This window comes from Streptomyces sp. NPDC057002, from assembly GCF_042673825.1.
Lineage (GTDB): Bacteria > Actinomycetota > Actinomycetes > Streptomycetales > Streptomycetaceae > Streptomyces.
On sequence record NZ_JBHURZ010000007.1, the window covers coordinates 295,529 to 321,275 of the forward strand.

At 71.4% G+C, this 25,747-nt stretch carries 19 protein-coding genes; 7 read left to right on the top strand and 12 right to left on the bottom strand.

Annotated elements, in window-relative coordinates; genetic code table 11:
- Nucleotides 1–91: 91 nt before the first annotated feature.
- Nucleotides 92–1,168, bottom strand: coding sequence for an endo-1,4-beta-xylanase (locus ACFT32_RS32375; RefSeq protein WP_382496382.1), 1,077 nt, complete (start codon nt 1,166–1,168; stop codon nt 92–94).
- Between the two features lie 96 nt (nt 1,169–1,264).
- On the opposite strand from ACFT32_RS32375, the gene ACFT32_RS32380 reads away from it, so the two are divergent.
- Complete coding sequence (locus ACFT32_RS32380; protein ID WP_382496384.1) at nt 1,265–2,560, top strand: MFS transporter; 1,296 nt, start codon at nt 1,265–1,267, stop codon at nt 2,558–2,560.
- Here ACFT32_RS32380 and ACFT32_RS32385 read toward each other — a convergent pair.
- From ACFT32_RS32385 to ACFT32_RS32425, 9 genes are all read right to left on the bottom strand, one after another.
- Nucleotides 2,550–3,356 (bottom strand): ABC transporter permease, encoded by an 807-nt coding sequence (locus ACFT32_RS32385; RefSeq protein WP_382496386.1) that lies wholly within the window; start codon nt 3,354–3,356, stop codon nt 2,550–2,552. The genes ACFT32_RS32380 and ACFT32_RS32385 overlap by 11 nt on opposite strands.
- 1 nt (nt 3,357) lies before the next feature.
- Nucleotides 3,358–4,161: an ABC-2 family transporter protein gene (locus tag ACFT32_RS32390; protein ID WP_382496388.1), complete on the bottom strand. Its 804-nt coding sequence runs from the start codon at nt 4,159–4,161 to the stop codon at nt 3,358–3,360.
- A 1-nt stretch (nt 4,162) separates the two neighbouring features.
- A complete protein-coding gene (locus tag ACFT32_RS32395) occupies nt 4,163–5,158 on the bottom strand; it encodes an ATP-binding cassette domain-containing protein (protein WP_382496390.1) in 996 nt (331 codons plus the stop codon).
- A gap of 126 nt (nt 5,159–5,284) precedes the next feature.
- The gene (locus ACFT32_RS32400) at nt 5,285–8,152 is read right to left on the bottom strand and encodes a glycoside hydrolase family 2 TIM barrel-domain containing protein (RefSeq protein ID WP_382496392.1); all 2,868 of its coding nucleotides are present in this window, start codon (nt 8,150–8,152) and stop codon (nt 5,285–5,287) included.
- Between the two features lie 12 nt (nt 8,153–8,164).
- A complete protein-coding gene (locus ACFT32_RS32405) occupies nt 8,165–9,052 on the bottom strand; it encodes a carbohydrate ABC transporter permease (protein ID WP_382496394.1) in 888 nt (295 codons plus the stop codon).
- Complete coding sequence (locus ACFT32_RS32410; RefSeq protein ID WP_382496396.1) at nt 9,049–10,014, bottom strand: carbohydrate ABC transporter permease; 966 nt, start codon at nt 10,012–10,014, stop codon at nt 9,049–9,051. Before ACFT32_RS32410 ends, ACFT32_RS32405 begins: the two co-directional genes overlap by 4 nt.
- A 21-nt stretch (nt 10,015–10,035) precedes the next feature.
- Nucleotides 10,036–11,301 (bottom strand): ABC transporter substrate-binding protein, encoded by a 1,266-nt coding sequence (locus tag ACFT32_RS32415; RefSeq protein ID WP_382496398.1) that lies wholly within the window; start codon nt 11,299–11,301, stop codon nt 10,036–10,038.
- Nucleotides 11,302–11,522: 221 nt separating this feature from the next.
- On the bottom strand, nt 11,523–12,773 hold the full coding sequence (locus tag ACFT32_RS32420) for an ROK family transcriptional regulator (protein ID WP_382496400.1): 1,251 nt from the start codon (nt 12,771–12,773) through the stop codon (nt 11,523–11,525).
- 208 nt (nt 12,774–12,981) lie between these two features.
- Entirely contained in the window at nt 12,982–13,731 is a 750-nt protein-coding gene (locus ACFT32_RS32425; RefSeq protein ID WP_382496402.1) for an ANTAR domain-containing protein, read from the bottom strand.
- 136 nt (nt 13,732–13,867) lie between these two features.
- Here ACFT32_RS32425 and ACFT32_RS32430 point away from each other — a divergent pair, with 136 nt between their 5' ends.
- Entirely contained in the window at nt 13,868–14,212 is a 345-nt protein-coding gene (locus ACFT32_RS32430) for a helix-turn-helix transcriptional regulator (RefSeq protein ID WP_382496404.1), read from the top strand.
- 18 nt (nt 14,213–14,230) lie between these two features.
- Here ACFT32_RS32430 and ACFT32_RS32435 read toward each other — a convergent pair whose 3' ends face one another.
- Nucleotides 14,231–15,487 carry a D-arabinono-1,4-lactone oxidase gene (locus tag ACFT32_RS32435; RefSeq protein WP_382496405.1) on the bottom strand — a complete coding sequence of 419 codons (1,257 nt, stop codon included), beginning with the start codon at nt 15,485–15,487 and terminating at the stop codon, nt 14,231–14,233.
- Nucleotides 15,488–15,659: 172 nt separating this feature from the next.
- Here ACFT32_RS32435 and ACFT32_RS32440 point away from each other — a divergent pair, with 172 nt between their 5' ends.
- From ACFT32_RS32440 to ACFT32_RS32460, 5 genes are all read left to right on the top strand, one after another.
- Nucleotides 15,660–16,667, top strand: a complete 1,008-nt coding sequence (locus ACFT32_RS32440) for a hydroxyacid dehydrogenase (RefSeq protein ID WP_382496407.1) — start codon at nt 15,660–15,662, stop codon at nt 16,665–16,667.
- A gap of 1,315 nt (nt 16,668–17,982) precedes the next feature.
- Complete coding sequence (locus ACFT32_RS32445; RefSeq protein WP_382496409.1) at nt 17,983–19,308, top strand: radical SAM protein; 1,326 nt, start codon at nt 17,983–17,985, stop codon at nt 19,306–19,308.
- A gap of 232 nt (nt 19,309–19,540) precedes the next feature.
- Nucleotides 19,541–21,034 (top strand): cellulose binding domain-containing protein, encoded by a 1,494-nt coding sequence (locus tag ACFT32_RS32450; RefSeq protein ID WP_382496411.1) that lies wholly within the window; start codon nt 19,541–19,543, stop codon nt 21,032–21,034.
- Between the two features lie 207 nt (nt 21,035–21,241).
- Entirely contained in the window at nt 21,242–22,348 is a 1,107-nt protein-coding gene (gene rsgA / locus ACFT32_RS32455) for a ribosome small subunit-dependent GTPase A (RefSeq protein ID WP_382496413.1), read from the top strand.
- Nucleotides 22,349–22,425: 77 nt separating this feature from the next.
- Nucleotides 22,426–22,863 carry a hypothetical protein gene (locus ACFT32_RS32460; protein WP_382496415.1) on the top strand — a complete coding sequence of 146 codons (438 nt, stop codon included), beginning with the start codon at nt 22,426–22,428 and terminating at the stop codon, nt 22,861–22,863.
- On the opposite strand, the gene ACFT32_RS32465 is transcribed toward ACFT32_RS32460, so the two are convergent.
- On the bottom strand, nt 22,860–25,727 hold the full coding sequence (locus ACFT32_RS32465; RefSeq protein ID WP_382496416.1) for a BTAD domain-containing putative transcriptional regulator: 2,868 nt from the start codon (nt 25,725–25,727) through the stop codon (nt 22,860–22,862). The genes ACFT32_RS32460 and ACFT32_RS32465 overlap by 4 nt on opposite strands.
- Nucleotides 25,728–25,747 lie beyond the last annotated feature (20 nt).

Sequence of the window (25,747 nt, forward strand, 5' to 3'; positions counted from 1 at the left end):
CGTCTGCGGTGCCCGGTGGCACCGCGGGAGAGATCAGCTCACGGTGCGGACGATAGCCCGTCCGCACCGCCCACCGGTACCGGTTTTCGCCCTACGCCTGCGGATTGAGCCCGTCCGACAGCCCCTGGTACGCCGGCTTCGCCCCGTAGCTCTCGGTGTACGGCAGGGCCGCGCCGTAGCCGTTGAACGTGCCCGGCACCCATGAGTACTTGTCGGTGACGCCCCACACCGTGACGCCCGCGCAGCGGGGCACGCCCAGGCAGTTCTCCGTGGCCGTCTTGTAGTCGGTGGACTGCTGGGCAAGCTCGGCGGAGGACGCCGGCATCGGGATGCGGACGTCGAGTTCGGTGATCGACACCTCGAGACCGAGGTCGGAGAAGCGCTTCAGGTTCGCCTTCATCGAGGACGGCAGCTGGCCGACGACGAAGTGCGCCTGGAAGCCGATGCCGTGCAACGGCACGCCCTGCGCGAGGAGTTGCCGCGCCAGGTTGTACAGGCCGTCGCTCTTCGCGTTGTCCGCCTCGATGCTGTAGTCGTTGATGTACAGCTTGGCGCTCGGATCCGCCGCGTGGGCCCAGCGCAGCGCGTTGGCGACGTACCCCGAGCCCAGCTTGCTCTGCCAGAGCGAGTTGCGCATCGAGCCGTCCTCGTTGAACGCCTCGTTGACGACGTCCCAGGCGTAGATCTTGCCCTTGTAGCGGCCGAGCGTGGTGTCGATGTGCTTCTTGAGGATCGTGTTGAGCTCGGACGCCGAGAAGTTGCCATTGGCCAGCCAGGACGGATTCTGGTTGTGCCAGACCAGGGTGTGGCCCCGTACTCCCTGGTTGTGGGCCGCGGCGTGGTTGACCAGCCGATCGGCGGCGGCCCAGTTGTAGCCGCCCCGGCTGGGCTCCAGCGCGTCCCACTTCATGGCGTTCTCCGCCGTCACCGAGTTGAACTCCCGGTTCAGGACGGTGGTGTAGGCCGGCTCGGTGCGCAGCGGCCCGTCGGCGACCGCCGCGCCGATCCGCGCGCCGCGCGCGTCGGCGTAGCCGCGCAGCGTGGTGGCGGCGGAGGCGTCCGGGGTGAACTGCGGGAGCGCCACGGTCGCCGTGGCGACCAGTGCGCCCGCGGCGGCGAGCGTGAGCGGACGGAAGGCGCGGCGGTGGCCTCTTGCGGAGTGCGGCACGGCTCCTCCTGTGGGGGGTGGGGATGCGGGTGCGACACCCCTCGGTCGCCGCGGCCGGCCGTAAGGTTGCCGTGCATCGGCGACGGGGGAGGGCGCATGACATCCGAGGCGGCACGGCGTGAGGACGAGCCCGGCGGCGGCACGCCCTCGGACGCCGGCGACGACGGCTTACGCGGCACCCGCCCGCTGTGGCGGCAGCGGGACTTCGGGATCTTCTGGACCGCGCAGACCCTCTCCGTCCTCGGCGACTCCTTCGCCCTGATCGCCCTGCCCCTGCTGGTCCTGGAGGCCACGGGGTCGGTCGCCCGGATGGGGCTCCTCACAGCGGTGGGCGGGGCGGCGTCGGTCCTCGCGGCGGTGTTCGCCGGGGCGGTGGTGGACCGGGTGGACCGGCGCCGGCTGCTCATCGGCTGCGACCTCGTGCGCATGGGGCTGTACGGGGTGATCCCGCTGGTGTGGCTGTTCGGCCCGCAGATCTGGCTGCTGTACGTGGTGCTGCCGCTGTGCGAGGCCGTCGGCATGCTGTTCGCGGTCGGCTACGTCACCGTCGTGCGCGGCCTGGTCGGCACCGGCCAACTCACCGAGGCCAACGGCCGGTTGAACGCCACGGCCGCTGCCGCGGGCGTTCTCGGGCCGTTGTGCGCGGGGCTGGTGGCCGCCTGGTCCGGGCCGGCCGCGGCTGTCGGCGTGGACGCGGCCAGCTTCGCGGTGTCGGCGGCGCTCCTGTTCTTCTTACGGTTCCGCAGGCGCGCCCCGGACGAACAGCCGGGCAAGCGCACCGGCCTGTGGCAGGACCTGCGCACCGGCATCGCCTTCCTCTACGGCCACCCCGTGCTGCGCTCGCTCACCGTCCTGCTGTTCGTCTTCAGCTTCCTCACCCTCGGTATCCACGACCTGGTCATCTACCACCTCAAGCACGACCTCGGCCAGGACGATGGCACGGTCGGCACCGTCATGGCGGCCGGCGCGCTCGGCACCATCGCAGGCGCCCTGCTCGTGGCCAGGATCCGCCGCCGCCTCGGCTTCGGGCCGACCTGGGCCGGCTCGGTCGCGGGCTGCGGGCTGGCCTTCGCCGGTCTCGGCTGGGCCCGTGACGTGCCCGTGGTCGCGGCGCTGTGCGCCGCCTTCCTCGCCTGCGCCGCCATGGGAGGCACCTGCTCGATGTCGTTCCGGCAGGAGGTGACCCCGGAACACCTCCTGGGCCGGGTCACCTCCGCCTTCTGGACCCTGCACTACGCGGCGGCACCGATCGGCGCCGCCGTGCTGACCTGGGCCGCGGAGGAACAGGGCACGACGCCGGTCGCGCTGGCCGCCGGAGCGACCTGCGTCCTGCTCGCCGTGGCCGCCCTGTTCACCCCGGTCCGCGGCGCGGGCCGGACCGTCAGCCGTTGATGCCGCTGTAGTGCCGCAGACTCCACCGCCACAGCACCCGCGCCCCCAGATACGCCAGCAGCCCGAGCAGCGGTGAGGCCGCCGCCAGCCAGTACGGCACACCGGTCGTATGGCCGTGCCCGGTCAGCACCGCCGCCGGGAAGTAGGCGACGAACGCGAGCGGGAGGCCGTAGGTCAGGAGTCCTCCCACGGCCTTGGGCAGCACGTTCAGCGGGTAGCTGCCGAACGTGCCGAGGAGTTCCTCCAGCCAGCGGCCCCACATGTCGGCGGCCGGGAAGCGCAGGGACGCACTCGCCACGACCGTGAACAGGGCCGCCTCCAGGAGCATGCCGCCCAGCACGGCCGCGATCAGATACGTGATCCGGCCCGCCGTCCAGTCCAGGTCGCTGCGGGACAGCGCGCCCGCCATCAGGCCCGCCGCGACCGTCAGGTCCCCGATGGCGTTGGTGGGGAAGAAAGCCAGCTGGATCTGCCGGTGCACCGGCATCGGGCGCATCAGGTAGATGTCGATCCGGCCTTCCTGGACCTGCCGGCCGGCCCAGTGCATCCGCCCCAGGAACAGCACGAACAGACCGTGCGCCAGCATGCGCGTCGCCGGGATCAGCAGCACGTCCGAGCTGTCCCAGCCGCCCATCCCGGCGAACCGGGACAGCAGCACCGTGGCGAACACGATCACCGACACCTGCCAGATCGCCCCGATCGCGATCATCAGCAGGAACTCGGTCCGGTACTCCATCTGCGCGCGGAAGTTGAGCGCCGTCACGCGCCACACGATCCGCAGAGCCTTCAGCGACATCTCAGCCTCCCTGCGAGATCACGCGCCGGGCGGCCCGCCGCCACAGCAGCCGGGTGAACAACGCCAGCACCACGACCCACCCGGCCTGCACGCAGAGCTGGAAGGCCGCGTCGGACAGGGGGATCCGGCCCACATACAGCGACAGCGGCACGCTCAGCGTGGCCTGGAAGGGCAGGAAGGCGCTCATCGTCACGAACCAGTCCGGGAAGAACCACAGCGGCGCGTACACGCCGGACAGCAGGTTCTGCGCGAACAGCAGGATGAGCATCGCGGCGGTGTTGCGGACCGTCCAGAAGCACAACTGGTCGAGCGTGAGCATCACGTAGTACAGGACCCACTGGCCCAGCAGCATGCTGAGCGCGAACACCCCGGCCACGGCGGCCGAGCGCGGCGGGTCGACGAGCCCGGCGGCCAGGCAGATCACATACCCGGTCAGCGCCCACGCGAGTCCGTACAGCTGCTCGCCCGCGGCCCGCAGGGCGTAGTAGCGCTGCGGCGGCAGCGGGCGCAGGTACCAGTAGACGATCGTGCCGAAGTGCATGTGCTGGAGGACCGTGTCCCGGCCCGCGTACTGGTCCAGCTCCCGCAGCCGGGACGCCAGTACGGCCAGCACGGCGTAGGTGACCGCCTGATCGCGGGTCAGGCCGGCGGTCGTACCGGAATCCGCGTACAGGCCGCGCCACAGCGACCAGACCAGGACCACCTGCACGGACAGCCGCAGCGCGACGGCCGTCATCCGGGGCGGGGCGTTCAGCTCGCCCAGCGGGGTGACGCGGGCGGCGCGCCAGGCGTGCAGCACGGCCATGTCAGACCTCCCCGGCATGCACGTACGCGGCCCGCATCACGTCTTCCAGGTCCGCCTCGTCCAGGGCGATGTCGGTCACCTCGTACCGCTCGATCACCGCCTTGAGCGCCTGGTGGACGGTCGGCGCGTCCGCGCCGTCGGGGCCGAAGACGACCTGCGCGCCGTTGTGCCGCAGCAGCGTGATCCCGGGCGGCGGCACGACCTCGGCGTGCGGGTCGGCGAGTGTGGCCCGGACCTGCCAGGTGGAGCCGAACTTCCGGCGGATCTCGTCGAGGGTGCCGTCCAGGACCAGCCGGCCGTGGTTGACCAGCACCACCCGCTCCGCGAGCCGCTCGACCTCCGTCATGTCATGCGTGGTCAGCAGGACCGTACGGCCGCGCTGCTCCACCTGATGGCGCAGGAACTCCCGCACCTGCTCCTTGACCACCACGTCCATGCCGATGGTCGGCTCGTCGAGGAAGACCACCGGCGGATCGTGCAGCAGCGCGGCGGCCAGATCGCTGCGCACCCGCTGGCCGAGGGAGAGATGGCGGACCCGGGTGTCCCAGAACGACGACAGGTCCAGGATCTCGTCGAACTCCTTCAGCCGGGCGGCGTGCTCGGCCTTCGGCACCTCGTAGATGTCCCGCAGGATCGCGAACGACTCGCGCACCGGCAGGTCCCACCAGAGCTGGGTGCGCTGCCCGAACACCGCGCCGACGTTCCGGGCGTTGCGCTCCCGCTCCCGGTACGGCACGACGCCCGCGACCCGGGCCTCGCCGGAGGTGGGGGTGAGGATGCCGGTCAGCATCTTGATGGTGGTGGACTTGCCGGCGCCGTTCGGGCCGAGCAGGGCGAGGAGTTCGCCCGGGGCCACGTCGAAGGTGATGTCGGAGACGGCGTGCTTGGCCACCCGCTCGGGGTTGACGAGTGAGCGGACGGCGCCCAGGAAACCGGGGCGGCGGACGGTGGTGTGGAAGGTCCGGGACAGTCCGCGGACCTCGATGGAGACACTCAATTGACCCACCTGCTCTCATGCGATGAACGCAGCTGCGGCCGGTCGGCTTCGAGGGCCGACCGGCCGCGGATGACGTCCCGACACTGTCGGAATGTCGATCAATTGGTCAATCGATTAATCGAGTTCTTACCCGGTGGTCGAGAACACGAACGAGAACTCCGTCGGCTCCGCCTTCAGGAAGTACCGCGGCAGCGGACCCGGGCCGCACGACTGCGAGCCGATGCCGTGCTGCCCGTGGTCGAGGTTGACCCACACCGTGTCGCCGGCCGTGAGGTCGGTGCGGTGCAGGGCCGCCTCGAGCTGCTCGGTCGTCCAGCGCCGCGCGGTGAACCAGAACTCCGGGTCGCCCTCGATCCGCAGCCCGCCGAGCTCCACCCAGCGGACATCGGCGCGGGCGCCGTTCTCCTGCGGACGGACGTACGGGGTCTGCAGCCCGTCCACCGTCGACTGCCAGCGGCCCACCATCGACGCCGTCCTGGTGTCCGGGTACGCCTCGCCGGGACCGCCGCCGAACCACTCCACCCGGTCGGCCTCCGGCAGTCCGAAGCGGACACCGAGCCGGGGCAGCGGCACCGTCCAGTCGCCCTCCGGGGTCACGGACACGGTCAGCCGCAGCCGCTCGCCGTCGGACGTCCAGCGGTACACCGTGTCCAGGCCGACCTCGCGGGCCGCGGGCGCCACCCGGGTCCGGACCGTCAGGGCGTCGTCGCCGGCCTCGACCGAGACCAGGCGGTGCCGCATACGGTGCAGGCCGAGCGTGCGCCACAGCATCCCGTAGCGGGTGTCGGTCTGCCACTCCGCGCCGTCGTCGTTGTCGGTCGGCGCCCGCCACACGTCCAGCTTCGGTGCCGCGCCGACCCTGACCCCGCCGATCGAGCGCAGGGCACCGGTACGGGGGTCGAACTCGGCGGGGCCGAGGGTGATCCGGTCCGGGTCCGCCACGGGCCGGTCACTCGCGGGGAAGGACGGCAGCGGCCGTGCCCCCACGGCGAACTGCCCCCAGGCCACGACATGGTCCTTCGGACCCCAGACCGTGTCGTCGGCGAGCAGGGCCCGTACCGTCCACTGGCGTTCGCCGCCCCGGCCGTCCGCGGGCGGCTCCGGCAGCTTCACCTCGGCGCTCTCGCCCGGCACGAGCACCGGCACCGCGAGCGGCCCCGACTCGACGGTCTCGCCGTCCACCTGGCAGGACCACTCGAAGGCCAGCGCGGACAGGTCGGCGAAGTCCTGCTTGTTGGTGATCCGCACGGTGCCGTCGGTGCCGTCGCCCTCGATGCGGACCGGCTCGATGACCTTCTTGTACTCGATCAGGCCCGGCGACGGCGTCCGGTCAGGGAAGACCAGCCCGTCGCAGACGAAGTTGCCGTCGTGCAGCTCCTCGCCGAAGTCACCGCCGTAGGCGTAACCCAGCTCGGCGTGCTTCACGCCGTGGTCGATCCACTCCCAGATGAAGCCGCCCTGGAGCCGCTCGTGCTTCTCGAACAGCTCCTGGTAGTCCGCGAGCCCGCCCGGGCCGTTGCCCATCGCGTGCCCGTACTCGCACTGGATGAAGGGGAGTTCCCGGCGCTTGCCGGTACCGCCGTCGAGCCGCTGCCCGATCTTGTCGACCTCGTCGTGGAAGGCGTACATCCGCGAGTACACGTCCGTGTCGCGGCAGTTCCAGTCGCCCTCGTAGTGCACCAGCCGCTCGGGGTCGCGGTCGTGGATCCACTCCGCCATCGCGGTGAGCCCGCGGCCGGTGCCGGCCTCATTGCCCAGCGACCAGAACACCACCGACGGGTGGTTCTTGTCCCGCTCGACCATCCGCTCCGCGCGGTCCAGCAGGGCCGGCGTCCAGCGGTCGTCGTCGACCGGGTTGTCCCGCCAGTCCTGCTCGGTGAAGCCGTGGGTCTCCAGGTCGCACTCGTCGATGACCCACAGGCCGTACTCGTCGCACAGGTCCAGGAAGGCCGGGTGCGGCGGGTAGTGCGAGGTGCGCACGGCGTTGAGGTTGTGCCGCTTCATCAGCAGCACGTCCTCGCGCATGGTCTCCAGGTCGAGCGCACGGCCCATCGTAGGGTGCCACTCGTGCCGGTTGACGCCCTTGAAGAGGACGGCCTTGCCGTTGACCTTGATCAGCCCGTCCTCGAGGGCGACGGTACGGAAACCGATGCGCAGCGGCACCCGCTCGCCCTCGGTGGCCAGCACACCGTCGTACAGCCGAGGCGTCTCGGCGGTCCACGGCTCGACGGCCACGGTCACCGGCTCGCCGGTCGCGACATCGATGTCCAGGCCCGGGACGGTCACCCGCCCCTCGACGTCGGAGTCGACGCGCAGGGTGCCCTCGCCGGTGGTGTGGTCGTACGACGCGTGCACGAAGAAGTCGCCCACGCTGCCCGCCGGGCGGTGCAGCAACGTCACGTCACGGAAGATGCCCGGCAGCCACCACTGGTCCTGGTCCTCCAGATACGAGCCCGCCGACCACTGGTGCACCCGCACCGCCAGGACGTTGCCGCCCGGCTTCAGCAGATGCCCCACCGCGAACTCGTGCGGCAGCCGGGAGCCCTTGAACTCGCCGAGCTCCGTGCCGTTCAGCCAGAGTCGGGCGCAGGACTCGACGCCGTCGAACCGCAGCACCGACCCGCCGTCCGACGGCCAGTCCGACGGCAGGTCGAAGACGCGCAGATGGTCACCGGTCGGGTTCTCGGTCGGGACGTGCGGCGGGTCCACCGGGAAGGGATAGAGGTGGTTGGTGTAGATCGGGGACCCGAACGCCCCGTCGCCCTGGAGCACCCAGTGCCCGGGGACCGTGACCTCGGCCCAGCCCTGGGCGTCGTAGCCCTCCTCGGCGAACGAGTCGTCCTCGGCGTCGACGGTGGCCGACAGCCGGAAGCGCCAGCTGCCGTTCAGCGACAGGGACGCGGCGTCCGAGGACGCGTACCAGGCGCGGGGCGCGAGGGCCCCGCTGCCCGGGGAGACGTCCTCGACATAGTCGGCGGTGGTGCGGAAAGACATCGGTCTCCTAGCTCAGCCCTTGATGCCGGTCTGGGCGATCCCCTGCACCAGCCAGCGCTGGAGGAAGAGGAAGACGAACACCAGGGGCAGGATGGAAATGGCCGTGGCCATGAAGATCAGGTGATAGTTGACGGTCTGGTTCGTCATGTACGACGACAGCGCCACCTGGACCGTCCAGGCGCTCGGGTCCTGGCCGATGACCAGGGGCCACAGGAAGGCGTTCCAGCCGTTGATGAAGGTGATCGTGGCGATGGCCGCGAAGAAGTTCAGCGAGTTCGGCACGACGACACGCCAGTACGCGCCCCAGTAGCCGAGCCCGTCCACGCGCGCCGCCTCCTCCAGCTCCTTGGGGAACCCCAGGAAGTACTGCCGGAACAGGAAGCAGGTGAAACCACTGAAGAGCCCCGGGATGATGAGACCCCGGTAACTGTCCACCCAGCCGAGGGACGAGACCAGAACGAAGCTCGGCACGAAGGTGACCGCCGTGGGAACCATCAGCGTGGCCAGGACGGCGTAGAACACCTTGTTGGCGTGCTTGTACGGGATCCGGGCGAGGCCGTACCCGGCGAGCGAGCAGATCAGCAGGATGCCCGAGGTGTGCAGGACGGCGACGACGATGGAGTTCCACAGGGCGCGCGCGAAGTCGACGGTGACGTCGTCGAAGGGCTCGGAGATGTTGCCCCACTGGATGGAGGTGGGGAACCACTTCCACTCCTCGCCCGTGATCTCCTGGTCCGTCATCAGCGCGTTGCGGACGATCAGATAGAAGGGGATCAGGAAGAGCAGGGCCGCGACGCCGGTCGCGATGTACAGACCGGTGTTGCCGAGAACGCCGCCGCCACGCTTGGCCTTGGCGGCCGGCTTCGCGCCCTTGCGGATGTCGGGTGCTGTGGTGGTCACTTGGCCTCCTCACCCCTTCCGAACCCCATGATCTTGCCCTGGAACAGGGTCACGACGCAGATGAGCAGGGTCAGGACGACCGCGCCCGCGCTGCCCGCGCCGTAGTTCTGGTTCTCGCCGAGAGCCATCTTGTACAGCTCGACCAGCGGCGGCTGGCCCCAGGTGGCCTTGCCCAGCAGGTTGAAGAACTCGTCGAAGGCCTGGTAGGCGGCGATCAGCAGCAGCAGGATCACCGCGGTGGACGTGGCCCGCAGCTGCGGCAGCGTGATGTGCCGGAAGGTCTGCCAGCCCGGCTTGGCACCGTCGATGGCGGCGGCCTCGTACAGCTCCCGCGGGATGTTCTGCAGCGCCGCGAGGAACAGGATCATGAAGAAGCCCGACTGCAGCCAGAGGCGTACGGTCACGATGACCAGCCAGTACCAGGGCGGGTCCGGGTTGGCCAGCCAGGCGACGTTGTCGATGCCGAACCAGCCGATGACGGTGTTGGCGAGGCCGAAGCGGACGCCGTTGAAGATGGACATCTTCCAGATCAGCGCGGCGGCGACATAGCTGACCGCGGTCGGCAGGAAGAACACCGACCGGAAGAACGCCCGCATGAACCGCAGCCGGTTGACCAGCAGCGCGAGGCCCAGCGAGAGGGCCCAGGTGGCCGGCACGATGAACGCGGCGAACACGGTGAACGTGACGAGCGAGTTCCGGAAGTCCGTGTCCGTCAGGACCTGCTTGTAGTTCTCGAAGCCGATGAACTCGCTCGGCGTGACCGTGAAGCGTGCCTCGAAGAAGCTGAGCCAGATGCTCCAGCCGATGGGCACGAAGACGAAGATCACCAGGCCGATCAGGAACGGCCCGGTGAAGAGCCAGAAGTTGAAGGTGCTGCTCGCCCCGAGGCCCCGCCGCGGCCGGGTCTTGGAGACCTTGGCCGGGGCGGGCTGGGCGACCCCGCGTGTGGTGGTGGTCGACATGTCGTGGTCCGTCCGCCGGGCCTAACCGAACAGCTTCTTGAGTTCGGCGTCGACCTTCTTCTCGGCGGCCGCGAGCTGGGCCTTGGGGTCGCCGTCCTTGCGGACGGAGTTCGCCATGACGTCGTTGATCGCGGCGATCATGGCCTGGGTCCAGCCGATGTTGTCGAAGTGGCCGAACTCGTTGAAGAGCTTCACGCCCTCGGCCGGCAGGCCGGACTTCAGCTTGGTGGCCGACTGGGCGAGGGAGGTGCGCGGCGGGATGTGGAAGCCGTAGGAGGTGGCGAAGTCCTCCTGGTACTGCTTCTGGTCGATCCACAGCCACTTGACGTATTCCTTGGCCGCCTCGACGTTCTTGCCCTTGGCGTTGACGAACATCGACCAGCCGCCGTTGTAGACCGACTCCTTGCCGGCGGAACCGATCTTCGGGAAGGGGAAGATGCCGATGTCGTCGCCGAGCGCCTGCTGCATGGCCGGCATGGCCCACATGCCGCACCACTGGATCGCGGTCAGGCCCTGGTTGAAGGCGGAGGGGTCCCAGGAGTCGGCGGGGGCGTCGAGGAGCAGGTTGCCGCTGGTGAACAGACCGCGGAGCTGCTTGAGGCCGTCGGCCACGGCGTCGGTGTTGAAGGCGGGCTTGTTGTCCGCGGTGAGGGTGTCGGCGCCGGCCGACCAGATCACGTTGTGCTGGATCGAGGTCAGGTCGTTGCCGAGGAAGATGCCCTTGACCTTGTTGGTGGTCAGCTTGTCGGCGGCCTCGATCAGCTCTTCCAGCGTGGTCGGGACCTCGATCTTCGCCTTCTCGAACAGCGAGGGCCGGTAGAAGAGGAACTGCGGGTCGTCGATCATCCGGATGCCGTATATCTTGCCGTCGACCGTGTGCGACTTGATGTCGGCCGGGTTGAAGTCGTCCTTGACCGGGTCGATGATGTCGGTCAGGTCGGCCACCTGACCGCTCTTCACGAGCTGGATCTGCGGGTGGAACTCGAAGACGTCCGGCGCGTTCTTGGTGAGCAGCGCGGCGAAGAGCTTCTGCTCGTAGTTGTTGCCGGTGATCCACTGGGTGGTCACGTTGGCGTCCTTGTAGGCCTTGGCGTACTTCTTGACGGCCTGCTCGACGCCGGCCTCGCCGTACGCGTGGAAGTACTGGGTGAGGCCGTCGCCCGACCCGGACCCACCGCCCCGGCCGGTGTTGCTGCCGCACGCGGCGAGTCCGCCGGCGGCGGCCAGGCCCATCGCGGCCCGCAGTACGTTGCGGCGGTCCCAGTTCATGTTGCTCGATGCCGACATGCTGACGTCCTTGTCTCGAGTGCGGCTGCGGCTCTTCGGCTCACTGCCTGATGGCTCACGGGCCCGGGGGCTCGCGCCAGATGGCTCAAAGAGAGGTGCGGTGCGGGACGCTAGAGCTTCGGCTAAGGCTTCGGCAAGGGGTTGGACGAAGTCTGTTCGAAGCGTTGTGTCCGGTTCGCTATTTCGAACATGCGGGGGAAGCGGAGGAGTTGCTTCCGCCGCTACGAGGGTGGCGCGGCGGCGGTTCGGCTCCTCACGGGGGCGGTGCGTTTGCCGTTCTTCTGCCCGACGGCCTGGAGCGCGCCCTCCAGCGCGAACGTCGCCGCGCCCAGGCACACCGGGTCGGTGGGGATCGGGGAGAGGACGATCTCGGTGGCGGCCAGCGGCCGCGGCAGCGCGTGCCGGGTCACGGCCTCGCGCACCTCGTGCAGCAGTGGTTCGCCCAGGGTGCGGGCGACCCAGCTGCTCAGCACGACGATCTCGGGGTTGAACAGGTTCACCAGGTCCGCGACGCCGGCGCCCAGATAGCGGGCGGTCTCGTGGACGGCCCGGCGTGCCACCGGGTCGTCCGCCGCGATCCCGCGGGCCAGCGCGTCGATGGTCGCCGTCTGGTCGTCCGCGTGCAGCAGCGCGCTGTCGGGGCCGATCTCCCGCAGGTTCAGCATGATGCCGCGCGCGCCGACGTACGTCTCCACACAGCCGTGGTTGCCGCAGCGGCACAGCCGCCCGTCCAGCACCATCGTGGTGTGGCCCCACTCGCCTGCGCTGTTGCTCACCCCGCGGTGCAGCCCGCCGCCCAGGACGAGCCCGGCGCCCACGCCGGTCCCGAGGTTGACCACCACGGCGTTCCCGGCCCCGCGCGCCGCCCCGAACCACAGCTCGGCGACCGCGCTGGCACGCAGCGGGTTGTCCAGGTAGAGCGGGTAGGCGATGTGCTCCGTGAGCAGGTCGAGCAGCGGTACGTCGTGCCAGTCCCAGTTGGGCGCGTACTCCGAGATGCCGGTGGCGCGGTCCACCTGGCCCGGCACGCTCACACCGACCCCGAGCACCCGGGCGCCCTCGATGCCGGCCTGGGTGACCACCGAGCCGACGGCGGTGGCCACATGGCCGACCACCTGCTCGGGCAGGCTCTCACTCGCCCGGACGTCCTCCTCGGCACGGGCCAGGACGTTCAGCCCCAGGTCGAACAGCTCGACATGGACGTAGGTCTCGGCGATGTCGACGCCGATCAGCGCGCCGCCCGAGGCATTGACCGCCACCAGGCCCCGGGGCCGGCCGCCGGCCGAGTCCTCGAAGCCGACCTCCGTGATCATGCGGAGGTCGAGCAGCTCGCCCACGAGCGTGGCCACCGTGGCGAGGCTGAGGCCGGTCGCGGCCGCCAGCTCCTGCCGGGAGGTGGGTGACTCCGCGATGATCTGGCGCAGCACCTCGTAGCGGTTCGCGGTGCGGATGTCGCGTGATGTGCGCTTCACCGGGGTGCCCCATCCCTTCCCAGACCTGCCCTGGCCGGGGTCGACGTCGGCACCGGCGCGGCGCAAGGCTATGGGCTGGCGGGACTTTCGACAAGGGGTTTGGAAAGGGGCTTTATAAAGTGCGCTCCCGGTGGAACCGGCGGTGGCAGGCCATGGCCTGTTCATGATGCCTCAGGGGGCGGACGCGGCGGGTCCCGGGAGGGGCGTGTCAGTCCCCGCGCCCGTCGGTTCCGCTCGGGGGACCGGCCGCCGCGGCGCTCCGGGTGCCCGTGCTCGCGACCGCGGCCGCCAGTTGCCGCCGCACCTGCTCCGGCAGTGTGGTGCCGTGGGCGGTGCTCACCAGTTCGTCGGCCAGATGGTGCAGCTTGGTGTTGGTGTTCTGGGAGGTCCGCACCAGCACGCTCCAGGCCGCCTCGGGGCTCAGTCCGAAGGAGGCCATCAGGATGCCGCGGGCCAGATCGATGGTCGGCCGGGTCTGCATCGCCCGTCGCAACTGGGCGACTTCGGCCCGCAGGTCCTGGTCGGCGCCGGTCTGAGGGGAGACGGCACGGGCGGGCCGGGGGACGTCGTTCGTCAACAGCTCCCGGGTGCCGGTCAGGTCGAGGACCCGCTCGACCGCGCGGCCGCTGGAGCGCACCACGACCGTCTTGTCCAGGCCGAGGGCGCGCATGCGCAGATCCAACAGCACGTTGAGGCCCGAGCAGTCGCAGAAGCCGACCGCGTCCAGGCGCAGGTCGATGCCGCTGCCCGACAGCGTGAGGATGTCGTACAGGTCCGGCAGGAGCCGTCGGCTTCCCAGGTCCAGTTCCCCCCACAGGGTCACGGTCATCCGGTCGCCGTCCGGTGCGACGTCCATGGTCGCCATGCACGGCGGGATCGCCGCCGGTGCGTTGTCGCCCGCCGTGGACGCGGCGCCCTCCGGCGTGTGAGGCCGCGCAGGGTACGCAGGCTCCGGCATGGCCTTCTTCTCCCTTGTCCGTTCGCCCTGCCTCCGGGTTTATAGCGTTGCCTCTCTACCCCACACACGTCAACCGATACATGAAACGAAGTACGTGTTTTTGAGTGCGTGAACCCCAGGTCGGTAGAGTTGGGATATGGATGGAGTGCCCGAGCCACACACCGGATGGACGTTCATCACCAACCACGCCCGGGTGCTGGCGGCCATTGCCGACAATCACAGCGCCCGCATCCGGGACATCGCCGCCCACTGCCGGCTCACCGAACGCGCGGTGCAGAAGATCATCGCCGACCTGGAGCAGGACGGATATCTCTCCCACACCAAAGAGGGCCGCACCAACACGTACCGGATCGACCCCGGCAAGGTGCTGCGCCACCCCGCCGAGGCCGGTCTGACCGTGGCGTCACTGCTCTCCCTGCTCGTCCAGGCCGAGGCCGACCGGGCCACCGCCCCGGGCGGCAGGTCGCACGCCTCGACCTGACTCGCCGACTGCGTCTGCCTATGCCTCAGCGAGCACGTCCCGCACAAAGGCGTTGGCGAACTTCCCCTCCGGGTCCAGCTCCCGCGTCAGCGCGCGGAAGTCGTCCAGCCGCGGATACAGCCCGCCCAGGACGGACGCGGGCACGGTGAACACCTTGCCCCAGTGCGGCCGCGCCCCGAAGGGTTCCAGCGCCTCCTCGACCCGCCGCACCACCGGGAGCACCGTCCGGGTGTCCTCGACCCAGGTGAAGTGCGCCGCGACGGTGTCCCGGCCGTGGGACGGGCTCAGCCACTGGTCGTCGCCGGCGACCGTGCGCACCTCGCAGGTCTGCAGCACCGGGGCGACCGTCTCCCGGATCGCGTCGAGCGCGCGCAGCATCTCCACGGCGTGCCCGCGCGGCAGCAGATACTCCGACTGCAGCTCCGCCCCGCTGCTCGGGACGAACTCCGCCCGGAAGTGCGGCAGCCGTTCGTGCCACGGCCCCGGCACACCGAACTGCTCGGTGCAGTTCACCGCGGGCATGCCCGGCACGGGGTGCATCTTCTCGGTGGCGGGAGCCGCCCAGGGGAAGGCCGGCAGCGCCTGGTCGGTGCGCCGCTTCAGCCACACCTGCCGGAAGCCCGGCGCACGCCAGTCGGTGAACAGGCTGACGCTGTACCCCGTCGCCATCACCGTCTCGAACGTCCCCGAGTCCAGCCCCTCCAGTGGCAGTTCGGTGAACACATGCTGCTCGACCTCGAAGGCCGGTTCCAGGTCGAGGGTGAGCGCGGTGACGACACCGAGTGCGCCGAGCGAGGTGACGGCCCCGCCGAACCGCTCCTCGTCGCGTCCTGTCGTCACCGTCGAGCCGTCCGCCGTGACCAGCTCCACCTCGCGTACGACCGTCGAGAGCGGGCCGTTGAGGACGCCCGAGCCATGGGTGCCGGTGGCGACCGACCCGGCCACCGAGATGTGCGGCAGGGACGCCATGTTGTGCAGCGCCAGCCCCTGGCCGTGCAGCCGGCGGGCCAGCTCGGCGTAGCGCACGCCGCCGCCGACGCGGACCGTACGGGCCGCCGTGTCGATGTCCACCTCGGGAGGCAGGTCGGCCAGCGACAGCAGGACGCCCTCGGCGCCCGGCTCGGCGATCCCGTTGAACGAGTGCCCGCTGCCCAGCACCCGCACCCGGTCGCTGTCCGCGACCAGCGCGCGCAGCGCGGTGAGCGAGCCCGGCCGGTGCAGCTCCTTGGCCGCGTAGGTGATGTTGCCCGCCCAGTTGGTCACGGTCCCGGTCATCCACGTCGTCCTTTCCCCGAGGCTGTGGGGACGGCAAGCCCCCGCCGGAACCTACCCCGGCCCGGTGTCCGTTGCCGTCGCCACCCGGCTCGGCCTACCGTGGAGAGATTGTAGAGAGCGGTTTCTGTCCATGCCGTTTCCCCGTGTGCCGCCGAGCCGGAAGGTCACCTCCTTGAGCCAGCGCCCCCAGGCACTGTTCGCCATGTCGGCTGAGAACGTGCCGCAGGTCTTCCCGCCCGAGGTGCTGGCGCGGCTGCGGGAGTCCGTGGACATCGACCCCGCCCTGGTGGCGCAGGACTTCACCGACCCGCGTGTGCTCGACGCGCTGGCCCGGACCGAGATCCTGGTGACCGGCTGGGGCTGCCCCCGGCTCGACGAGACGGTCCTCGACGCGGCTCCCCGGCTGCGCGCCGTACTGCACTCGGCCGGCTCGGTGAAGTCCTTCGCCACTCCCGGGATCTGGCGGCGCGGCATCGCCGTCTCCTCGGCCGCCGTCGCCAACGCGCTGCCGGTCGCCGAGTACACCCTCGCCATGATTCTGCTCGCCGGGAAGGACGTCCTCGCCGCGCGCGACCGGATGCGCACGTCCCGCACCTCCTCCGGCTGGGGCATCGTCCCCGGCATCGGCAACTACGGCCGCCGGGTCGGAGTGATCGGCGCCTCCCGTATCGGCCGGCGCGTCCTCGAACTGCTCCGCCCCTTCGATCTGCGGCCCGTTCTCACCGACCCGTACGTCGACGAGGCGGAGGCCGCCGCGCTGGGCGTCCCACTGCTGTCGCTGGACGACCTGCTGCGCACCTGCGACATCGTCACCGTCCACGCCCCCGAGACACCGGAGACCCACCACCTGATCGGCCGCCGCGAGCTGGCCCTGATGCCCGACGGGGCGGTGCTCGTCAACACCGCGCGCGGCGCGCTGGTCGACCACGACGCCCTCGTGACGGAACTGCGCGCCGGTCGCCTCACCGCGATCCTCGACGTCACCGACCCCGAGCCGCTCCCCGCCGACTCGCCCCTCTACGACCTGCCCGGCGCCTTCGTCACCCCGCACCTGGCGGGCTCCCAGGGCAACGAACTGGCCCGCCTCGGCCGGACGGTCGCCGAGGAGGCGGCACGGCTGCTGGCCGGAGGGGAACCGGCCTACGCGGTCGACCTGGCGGCGCTGGAGCGGGAGGCCTGAGAGCGCGCTCAGCCGGCAGCGCCGGTATGTGCCGACATCAGCAGAATCGATCCGGTTCGGATCGGCTGCGGCCGGCCGGCTGCCGTGTGCTTGCCCGCCGGGTTGCCAGGGGTTTCGCCGGGTTGCCAGGGGTTTCGGTGGGTGAGTGGGGGGCGTGGTCCGGCGGGTCGCCTGATGGGGTCGGCCGGGCGGGCAGGGCCGCGGGGGTGTGACGGTTGTGCGCGGGCGGGCCTGGCGCTGATGCGCGGCTGCCGCCGGTCGGCCGTCGTGCGCTTGCCCGCCTGGGCTGCTGCGGGCTCCGATCGGCCGGGCGGGGTGCGTGGCCCGGCGGGTCCTCACCGGCCCGGGCGAGCAGCCCGCCGCTCCGAGGGGGAGGCCGCACGGGCGGCGGCAGTCCCCGTGTCCGGCTGTGCCTCAGCGGGGGGCCGGGTCCTCACCGGCAGTTCCCCGCTCGGTGGCGCCCCCTGACGGGCCGGGCGGCGGGCAGCGCGTGCCCCGTCGGCCGGGCGCTGCCCGTTGCTCTCGGGGGACCCGGTGTCGCCGGCGCGCGGCGCAGGCAGGTCATGGTCGCCGTTGACCGGGCCTGGCGCTGCCACCGACCCGAGGGGGAGGGGCCGCACGGGCAGCGGCACGCCCCGTGCCGGCTGTGCCTCCGCGGCGGCCGGTCCTCATCGGCGATTCTCCGAGGGGCGGCACCTCGCCGATCAGCGCGTGCCCCGCCACCCCGTCGCGGCCGCCGGGGCCGCGCGCGGGCGGCGGTACTTCCCGTGCCGGCTGTGTCTCCGCGGCGGCCGGTCCTCATCGGCGATTCTCCGAGGGCGGCACCTCGCCGATCAGCGCGTGCCCCGCCACCCCGTCGCGGCCGCCGGGGCCGCGCGCGGGCGGCGGTACTTTCCGTGCCGGCTGTGCCTCCGCGGCGGCCGGGCCCTCACCGGCGGCTCCCCGTCGGTGGCATTTCGCCGATCGGCCAGGCGGTGGCGGGCGGCGTGTGCCCCGTCGGCTGGGCGCTGCCCGTTGCTCCAGGGGGACTCGGTGTCGTCGGCGGGCGGGGTCTGCCGGGCCGTCAGGGTCACTGTCGGTGGGTCTGGCGCCGCCGGCCGGCGAGGCGGGGGGCATTCTCTCCGGCGGTTGTCGACCGGCGGGCCGTCGCAGGTGGGGCAGGCGGCGATCCGCAGGCAGGAGCAGGCAGGAGGAGGCGGCGGGTGTCCCGCCGGGTGGGGTATCGCCCACGCTCCAGGGGGGACCCGGTACCGCTCACGTACAGCCGTGGGCATACCGTGAGGAGTCGTACGTTCGAGCCGGGAGGAGAGACGGGATGAGCAGCGGCAGCCGTACCGCGCTGGTCGAGGATCTGATGGAGCGATTCCCGCACGTCCCGCGGGAGGCCGTCTTCAAGGAGGACCTGCTCCGGGGCGGAGTGGCCTTCGACCCGTCCGCGCTCAGCGACAACGAGGGTGGCGAGGTCAAGCCGAAGTCGTACTTCATCTTCTCCTTCGACCACGGCACCCTGCCCGAGCTGGGCGAGGCCGCACTGCGCCGCCCGCCCGAGGAGATCATCCTCACCGGCGGCCCGTACGAGCTGCGGCGGACCGTCGTCTCGGTCCGGGTGAACCCCTCCTCGCCGTACCGCGTCGCCGCGAACGAGGACGGCGTGCTCGGCCTCTACCTCGACGGCAAGCGGATCTCCGACGTCGGCGTGCCACCGATGCCCGAGTACTACCGGCACACCCTCGCCAACGGGAAGTCGGTCATGGAGGTGGCCCCGACCATCCAGTGGGGCTACCTGATCTACCTGACCGCGTTCCGCGTCTGCCAGTACTTCGGCGCCAAGGAGGAGTGCCAGTACTGCGACATCAACCACAACTGGCGCCAGCACAAGGCGGCCGGCCGTCCCTACACGGGCGTGAAGGACGTCGACGAGGTCCTCGAGGCGCTCGAGATCATCGACAAGTACGACACCGCGAAGGTGTCCACCGCGTACACGCTCACCGGCGGCGCGATCACGTCGAAGGTGCAGGGCCTGGACGAGGCGGACTTCTACGGCCGGTACGCCAAGGCCATCGAGGAGCACTTCCCGGGCCGCTGGATCGGCAAGGTCGTCGCCCAGGCGCTGCCCAAGGACGACGTCCAGCGCTTCAAGGACTACGGAGTGCAGATCTACCACCCCAACTACGAGGTGTGGGACGAGTACCTCTTCAAGATGTACTGCCCGGGCAAGGAGCGCTACGTCGGCCGCGACGAGTGGCACAAGCGCATCCTCGACTCGGCGGACATCTTCGGCGCGCGCAACGTCATCCCCAACTTCGTGGCGGGCGTGGAGATGGCCGAGCCGTTCGGCTTCACCACGGTCGACGAGGCCATCGAATCGACCACCGAGGGCCTGCGCTTCTTCATGTCCCACGGCATCACGCCCCGCTTCACCACCTGGTGCCCGGAGCCGACGACCCCGCTCGGCAAGGCCAACCCGCAGGGCGCGCCCCTGGAGTACCACATCCGTCTGCTCCAGGCGTACCGGCAGACGATGGAGGACTTCGGCCTCTCCTCGCCCCCCGGCTACGGTCCCCCCGGCGCCGGCAACGCGGTCTTCTCGGTCAGCTCCTTCATGGACAGCCTGCCCGCGGACGAGCCGGTGGAGCTCTGACGCCGGACTCGCGCCCGCCGTGTCCCGATGGCGATCCGATGTGATTCGGGTCGCCATCGAGACGTTTCGGCGTTCCGTACGTATCTACTTCCGGAGTCGGCCGCGTGAGGATTTGAATACGCGGCTTGTCAGTTGTGTCGAGAGCGTGAAAAACTCGTCTCCTGCCCCGAGGTTCCCCCCAACTCCTTTGCCAACATGGTGAGTTGACCTCGCTTGTGGATGCAGGAGACTCATGCCCGACCTGCCGACCCCTCAGGACGCCTCCGAGGCCGCGCTGTTCTCCGAGTGCTGGGACGCGGTCCTCGCCTACGCCGACCTGTGCACGTCCGGCTCCACCGCCGCCGCACAGCTCGGCCGCGAGGCGTTCGCACACGGCATACGTGAGGCGCGCGCCGCCGATGCCGGCCCGGTCCGCACCTCCGGGCGCCGCCCCGCCCGGCTGCCCCGCATACCCCTGCTGCTGACCGCCGTACGCACCACGGCCGCGGCCTGGGAGGAGGCGGGGCAGGGCCACAAGCTCGACCCCGACCTGCGGCTGTGGCTCAACTCGGACAAGGCCGCCCGCTACACCGGGCCGCCTCTGCAGCGCCCGCTCGCGCTGCGCGGACTGCGCGACCTCCAGCAGGCGGACGCGGAACTGCTGTGGCTGGCCGAGGTGGAGGCGCTGCCGCTGTCCCTGGTCGCCCGCCGCCTGGGCCTCGACCCGGCCACCGCCGATGACGAACTCCAGCAGGTGCGCACCCTGTTCCGGGACCGCTGCCACCGCAACCACCTCGACACACCGATGGACGCCCGGTGCCGCAGCTACGCCCGGCTGCTGGACGCCGTCACCCGCGCCCCCGCCGCCGACGCCCCGGGCGACCTCTCCCGGCACCTCGCCACCTGCGTGCAGTGCGCCGAGGCCGCCGCCTGTCTGCGCCTGCACGGCGGAGGACTGCCCGGGGCGCTGGCCGGCGGGGTGATCGGCTGGGGCGGGCTCGCCTATCTGGAGCGCCGCCGCCGCGCCGCCGAGGTGCGTCTCGGCGCCGGCCGTCCGGGCCGGGCGGAACTGGCGGCCGGAGAATCGGAGGAGGGTGCGCAGAAGGCGCGCGTCGCCCGCAACGGCCTCCTCGTGGCCGCCGTCCTGGTCTCCGTCCTGGCGCTCGGCGTCTCGATGATGCCCTTCGGCGGCAGCGGCGACGACCTCGGGGCACGCGGCGACACCGGCCGTCAGCCGGTGGCCGACCCCGAACTGTCCCTGCCGTCCGTCCCTTCGCTGCCTCCCGCGACCTCGAAGCCGGCCGGCAAGGCCACCGAGAACACGGGGAAGTCGCAGAAGCCCGCCAAGCCGGAGAGCAGCGACCGCCAGACCGAACCGCAGGGCACCTCCTCTCCCACTGACCGTGCGGAAGACGCCGAGAACGAGGACCCCGCCTGCCGGGTCGAGTACGACCTGGTCAACCAGTGGCCCGACGGCTTCCAGGCCACCGTCACCGTCACCACCAACGAGGCCCTCGACTCCTGGCGCGTCTCCTGGTCCTTCCGGGACGGCCAGCAGGTCGGCCAGATGTGGGACGCCTCCGTCTCCCAGCACGGCTCGCGTGTCACCGCCACCGCCGCCGACTACAACAAGTCGGTCCAGGCGGGCGACGACCTGGCCTTCGGCTTCCTCTCCTCCTGGCGGGGCAAGAACTCCCCGCCGTACGACTTCGAGCTGAACGGCCACGACTGCGCGAAAACCGGTTGACGCGACTCCGCCGTGCCGGGATAGCGTTACGGCGGTTCCACTGAGAGAGCCGAAGAAGAGCCGAAGAGATCAGGGACGAGGAGGTGTTGACCGATGGCTGTCATTGCGATGAGCGCTGCCCGCATCCAGTTCATCAAGTCCACCTCCATGGTCACCGGCTGATCCGACCGTCTGTCGGGCCGGGGGCCGACCTGGGAAGGGTCACCCTTGACTTCCAGCTCCGCTTCATCCGTTTCCTCCGCGCTCGCTCCCTACGGCTGGGACGAGGCATGGGCGGCCGAGTTCGCCGCCTACGACACCGAAGGACTGCTGCCCGGACGCGTGATCCGGGTCGACCGCGGGCAGTGCGATGTCGTCACCGCCGACGGGATCCTGCGGGCCGACACCGCGTTCGTCACGCCGCACGACCCGATGCGGGTCGTCTGCACCGGCGACTGGGTCGCCGTCGAACCCGGCGGGAACCCGCGCTACGTCCGGACGTACCTGCCGCGCCGCACCGCGTTCGTCCGCTCCACCTCCTCCAAGCGGTCCGAGGGTCAGATCCTCGCGGCCAACGTCGACCACGCCATCGTCGCCGTGTCCCTCGCCCTCGAGCTCGACCTGGGCCGCATCGAACGGTTCCTCGCGCTCGCCTGGGAGTCCGGGGCACAGCCCGTCGTCGTCCTCTCCAAGGCCGACCTCGTGCCGGACGCCGTCACCCTCTCCCATCTCGTCCAGGACGTGGAGACCAGCGCCCCCGGCGTGCCGGTGGTGCCCGTCAGCTCCCTCGACGGGGACGGGCTCGACGTGCTCGCGGCGATCGTCGCCGGTGGTACGTCCGTGCTGCTCGGACAGTCCGGCGCGGGCAAGTCGACCCTCGCCAACGCGCTGCTCGGCGAGGACGTCATGGACGTCCAGGCCACCCGGGACGCCGACGGCAAGGGCCGGCACACCACCACCACCCGCAACCTGCTCGCCCTGCCCGGCGGCGGGGTCCTGATCGACACCCCCGGACTGCGGGGCGTCGGACTCTGGGACGCCGAGACCGGCGTCGGCCAGGTGTTCTCCGAGATCGAGGAACTGGCCGAGCGGTGCCGCTTCCACGACTGCGCCCACGAGGCCGAGCCGGGCTGCGCGGTGCTGGCCGCCATCGAGACCGGCGAGCTGCCGGAGCGGCGGCTGGACAGCTACCGCAAGCTCCTGCGGGAGAACCAGCGCATCGTCGCCAAGACGGACGCCCGGCTCCGCGCCGAGATCCGCAAGGACTGGAAGCGGAAGGGGGCGATCGGACGGGCGGCGATGGAGGCCAAGCGCGGAGCACACTGGCGTTCGTAGGCGCTCCGCCATCGGCCGGATATGATCAGCGGCCGCCCGACGGGCGGTCAAGTGTTCGTATCGAGGGGGATGGCGATATGCGTTTCAGAGCTCTGGGTGCGGCGGCGGCCGCGGCGGGGGTACTCGCGGTCACCGCCGCGCCGGCCGGCGCCGCGCAGGGTTGGCAGGCGGTGGACACCAATCCCACCTGGCACTGCGGTGGCTACAAGACCCACAAGGTCTCCGACAACGTCAAGTTCAAGGTCTGCGCCGTCATCAACGGCAGCAGGTACGGCCAGGCCGTCCTGGTCGTGCAGAACGCGGCGAGCGTGGCGGTGTCGATCAGTGGTGCGGTGAGCGGCAACTTCGGCAGCGACGTGGACTGCGCCGGCTTCACGCTCAAAGCCGGCCTCACCCGCGGATGCCTCGCGCCGACCAAGTACGTCGGCAACGAGTCGATCTTCGTGGTCGCCGGCCGGCTGCGGCTCAACGGTGTCGACGACTGGTACTACGACACCGAGTTCTACGTTCCCTAGAGACCGTCCGGTCGCTCTCGAAGACCATCCGGTCGCTTCGCCGAGGTGAGTTCCAGGGCCAGGGCCACCCGGTCGGCCGCCGTGAAGCCCACGTCGTGCGCCATGACGTAGGCCTCGTCGCCGAGTTCCTCCCGGACGCGCCGCTCCGCGGACAGGTGCGCGGTGTGGAACGGCAGCAGGCCGGTCAGGTCCACCCCCATGTCCCGGCGCAGCCCTTCGGCGGCACCGAGCAGCGTGGCCGCCGGGCCGGGCCGGGCCACGGCGGCCGTCGCCCACGCCAGGCTCTCCACCCCCCACACCGGGCCCCAGCTGTCGCCGACCGCCCGCTGCCGGGCCAGGGCGTCCCGCAGCCGGGGCAGGGCCCGCGCCGGATCGCCGTACCGCAGCTCGGCGATCCCCGCACACCAGGCCGCCCAGCTCCTGGCCCACTCGGCGCCGGACGCCTCGGCCTCGGCGGTATACACCTCGCGGGTGGCCAGGGCGGTGTCGCGGGGGCCCATGAAGGCGGCGGCCATGGCCCACATCATGGTGGCCATGTGCGCGTCCCCCGGCAGCCCTGCGGCCAGGAACGCCTCGCGGGCACCGGCGAGCCGGTCCACCGCCGAGGTGTCGCCGTCGACGAGCAGGGCGTAGGCGCCCTCGACGAACCGGACCGCGGGGTGGACCGTCGGGGCGGCACCGGTCGGCCAATAGGCGTCCAGGAAGGCCCGGACGGAGGTCCGGTCGCCCTGGCAGAGGGAGACCCACACCGTCATCGCGCGGGCGGCGACGTCCTGCTCCGGCCCGATCGTGCCGTCCGGGCGGGCCAGCAGCCGCTCCAGCCAGTGCCGGCCCTCCCCGAGCGTGCTGCTGAAGAACCAGCTCCGGGAGCGGCTCAGGTCGACCGCGATGTCCAGGCCCGTGCCCGTCAGGTCCGGCTCGGATGCGCACAGGTCGAGCGCCGAACGGATGTTGGGCAGGTCGAGACGGAGCCGGGTGAGCCAGTCCACCTCCCGCGGCCCGCACCACTCGGCGGCGGCCCGGGCGGCGAGGTCCCGGTAGTGGCGTACGTGGCGCAGCCGCATCGCCGACACGTCACCGCGTTCGTCGAGCCGGTCCCGGCCGTACTGGCGGATCGTCTCCAGCAGCCGGTATCTGACCCGCGGCCCGGCATGACCGGCGTACACGATCGACTTGTCGACGAGCGCCGCCAGCAGATCACGGACGTCCCCCGGGGCGAGTGCCCCGCCCGTGCAGACCGCCTCGGCGGCGTCGAGGTCGAAGCTGCCGGTGAAGACGGAGACCCGGCTCCACAGCAGCCGCTCGGCCTCGGTGCACAGATCGTGACTCCAGTCGATGACCTGGCGCAGGGTGCGCCGCCGGTCGTCCGGGCCGCCGCCCCGGGGCGCGGCCAGCAGCCGGAAGCGGTCGTCGAGCCGGTCCAGGATCTCCCCGGCGGCCAGGGTGTTCAGCCGTACGGCGGCCAACTCCACGGCGAGCGGGATGCCGTCCAGGCGACGGCACAGCTCGGCCACGGCGGCACGGTTCGCCTCCGTGACGCGGAAGCCGGGCGCCGAGGCCGCGGCCCGGTCGGCGAGCAGCCGCAGCGCCTCGCAGCCGGTGTCGTCGGCCCGCTCGGGCAGGGCGAGGCCGGGGACCACGACGACATGCTCTCCCAGGACGGCCAGCCGCTCCCGGCTGGTGGCCAGCACGGTCAGCTCCGGCGCCCACCGCAGCAGCCGCAGCACCAGGGCGGCGACCGGCTCCACCAGGTGCTCGCAGTTGTCCAGGACCAACAGCAGCCGTCGGTCGCGCAGATGCTCGGTCACCGCGTCGGCCACGGGCCGGCTGGAGTGGTTGCGCAGACCGAGCGACTCCGCCACCGCCCGGTCCAGCAGGCCCGGATCGGTCAGCGGTGCCAGGTCCGCGAGCCACACCCCGTCCGGGAAGGCATGGGCCGACCTGGTCGCGGCGCGCAGCGCCAGCCGGGTCTTGCCGACTCCGCCGACACCGGTCAGGGTCACCAGCCGGGTCCGCGCCAACAGGTCGGCGACGTGGTGGAGTTCCCTCGCGCGGCCGACGAACGACGTGGTCTCGGCGGGCAGCCGGCCCGCGGTCCGGTCCCGGCCGGTGAAGACGGCGGGAGTGTCGTCACCGGACAGCACCCGGCGGTGCGCTTCACGCAGCCCGGCCCCGGGGTCGACGCCCAGTTCCCGTGCGAGGGTGGCCGCCGCCTCCCGGTAGCAGTCGAGGGCCTCGCCCTGCCGTCCGCTCCGGTGCAGGGCCAGCATCCGCTGCTCGTGAAAGCGTTCACGCAGGGGGTGTGCCCCGGCGAGGGCGCGCAGTTCGGAGAGCACCCGGGCGTGCCGGCCCAGCGCCAGATCGGCGTCGATCCGCAGTTCCAGGGCGTCGAGAAGGGCCTCGCCCAGGGCGGGCAGCACCTCCCGCAGTGACTCGGCCGGCAGGTCGGGCAGTGGGTCGCCCCGCCAGAGCCGGACGGCCTCGTGCAGCGGGCCGGACGCGTCCGCCGGGCGCCCCGCCTCCAGTGCCGTACGACCACGCCGGACCAGTGCCGTGAAGCGGTGCAGGTCCACGTCCTGCGGGGTGACGTCGAGCAGATAGCCCGACGGGCGGGTCAGGAGAAGGTCGCGTTCGAGGGCGCGGCGCAGCCGCAGCACGTAGTTCTGCAGGGTGTTGGGGACACGGGCGGGCTGCCGATCGCCCCACACCCGGCGGGCGAGGCACTCCACCGGCACGGTCCGTCCGGCGTCCACCAGCAGCGCGGCCAGCAGGGCCCGCAGCCGCGCCGCGCCGAGCGGCACGGGCACTCCGTCCCGCCGGATCTCCAGCGGCCCCAGCACCATGAACTCGTAGCGTGCACCCATCGCATTCATGATGCTACACA

Excerpts from the sequence above, each read along its gene's own strand:
- ACFT32_RS32380 (WP_382496384.1), top strand. The coding sequence starts at position 1,265 with ATGACATCCGAGGCGGCACGGCGTGAGGACGAGCCCGGCGGCGGCACG.
- ACFT32_RS32385 (WP_382496386.1), bottom strand. The coding sequence starts at position 3,356 with ATGTCGCTGAAGGCTCTGCGGATCGTGTGGCGCGTGACGGCGCTCAAC.
- ACFT32_RS32390 (WP_382496388.1), bottom strand. The coding sequence starts at position 4,161 with ATGGCCGTGCTGCACGCCTGGCGCGCCGCCCGCGTCACCCCGCTGGGC.
- ACFT32_RS32400 (WP_382496392.1), bottom strand. The coding sequence starts at position 8,152 with ATGTCTTTCCGCACCACCGCCGACTATGTCGAGGACGTCTCCCCGGGC.
- ACFT32_RS32410 (WP_382496396.1), bottom strand. The coding sequence starts at position 10,014 with ATGTCGACCACCACCACACGCGGGGTCGCCCAGCCCGCCCCGGCCAAG.
- ACFT32_RS32415 (WP_382496398.1), bottom strand. The coding sequence starts at position 11,301 with ATGTCGGCATCGAGCAACATGAACTGGGACCGCCGCAACGTACTGCGG.
- ACFT32_RS32425 (WP_382496402.1), bottom strand. The coding sequence starts at position 13,731 with ATGCCGGAGCCTGCGTACCCTGCGCGGCCTCACACGCCGGAGGGCGCC.
- ACFT32_RS32430 (WP_382496404.1), top strand. The coding sequence starts at position 13,868 with ATGGATGGAGTGCCCGAGCCACACACCGGATGGACGTTCATCACCAAC.
- ACFT32_RS32435 (WP_382496405.1), bottom strand. The coding sequence starts at position 15,487 with ATGACCGGGACCGTGACCAACTGGGCGGGCAACATCACCTACGCGGCC.
- ACFT32_RS32445 (WP_382496409.1), top strand. The coding sequence starts at position 17,983 with ATGAGCAGCGGCAGCCGTACCGCGCTGGTCGAGGATCTGATGGAGCGA.
- ACFT32_RS32450 (WP_382496411.1), top strand. The coding sequence starts at position 19,541 with ATGCCCGACCTGCCGACCCCTCAGGACGCCTCCGAGGCCGCGCTGTTC.
- ACFT32_RS32460 (WP_382496415.1), top strand. The coding sequence starts at position 22,426 with ATGCGTTTCAGAGCTCTGGGTGCGGCGGCGGCCGCGGCGGGGGTACTC.
- ACFT32_RS32465 (WP_382496416.1), bottom strand. The coding sequence starts at position 25,727 with ATGGGTGCACGCTACGAGTTCATGGTGCTGGGGCCGCTGGAGATCCGG.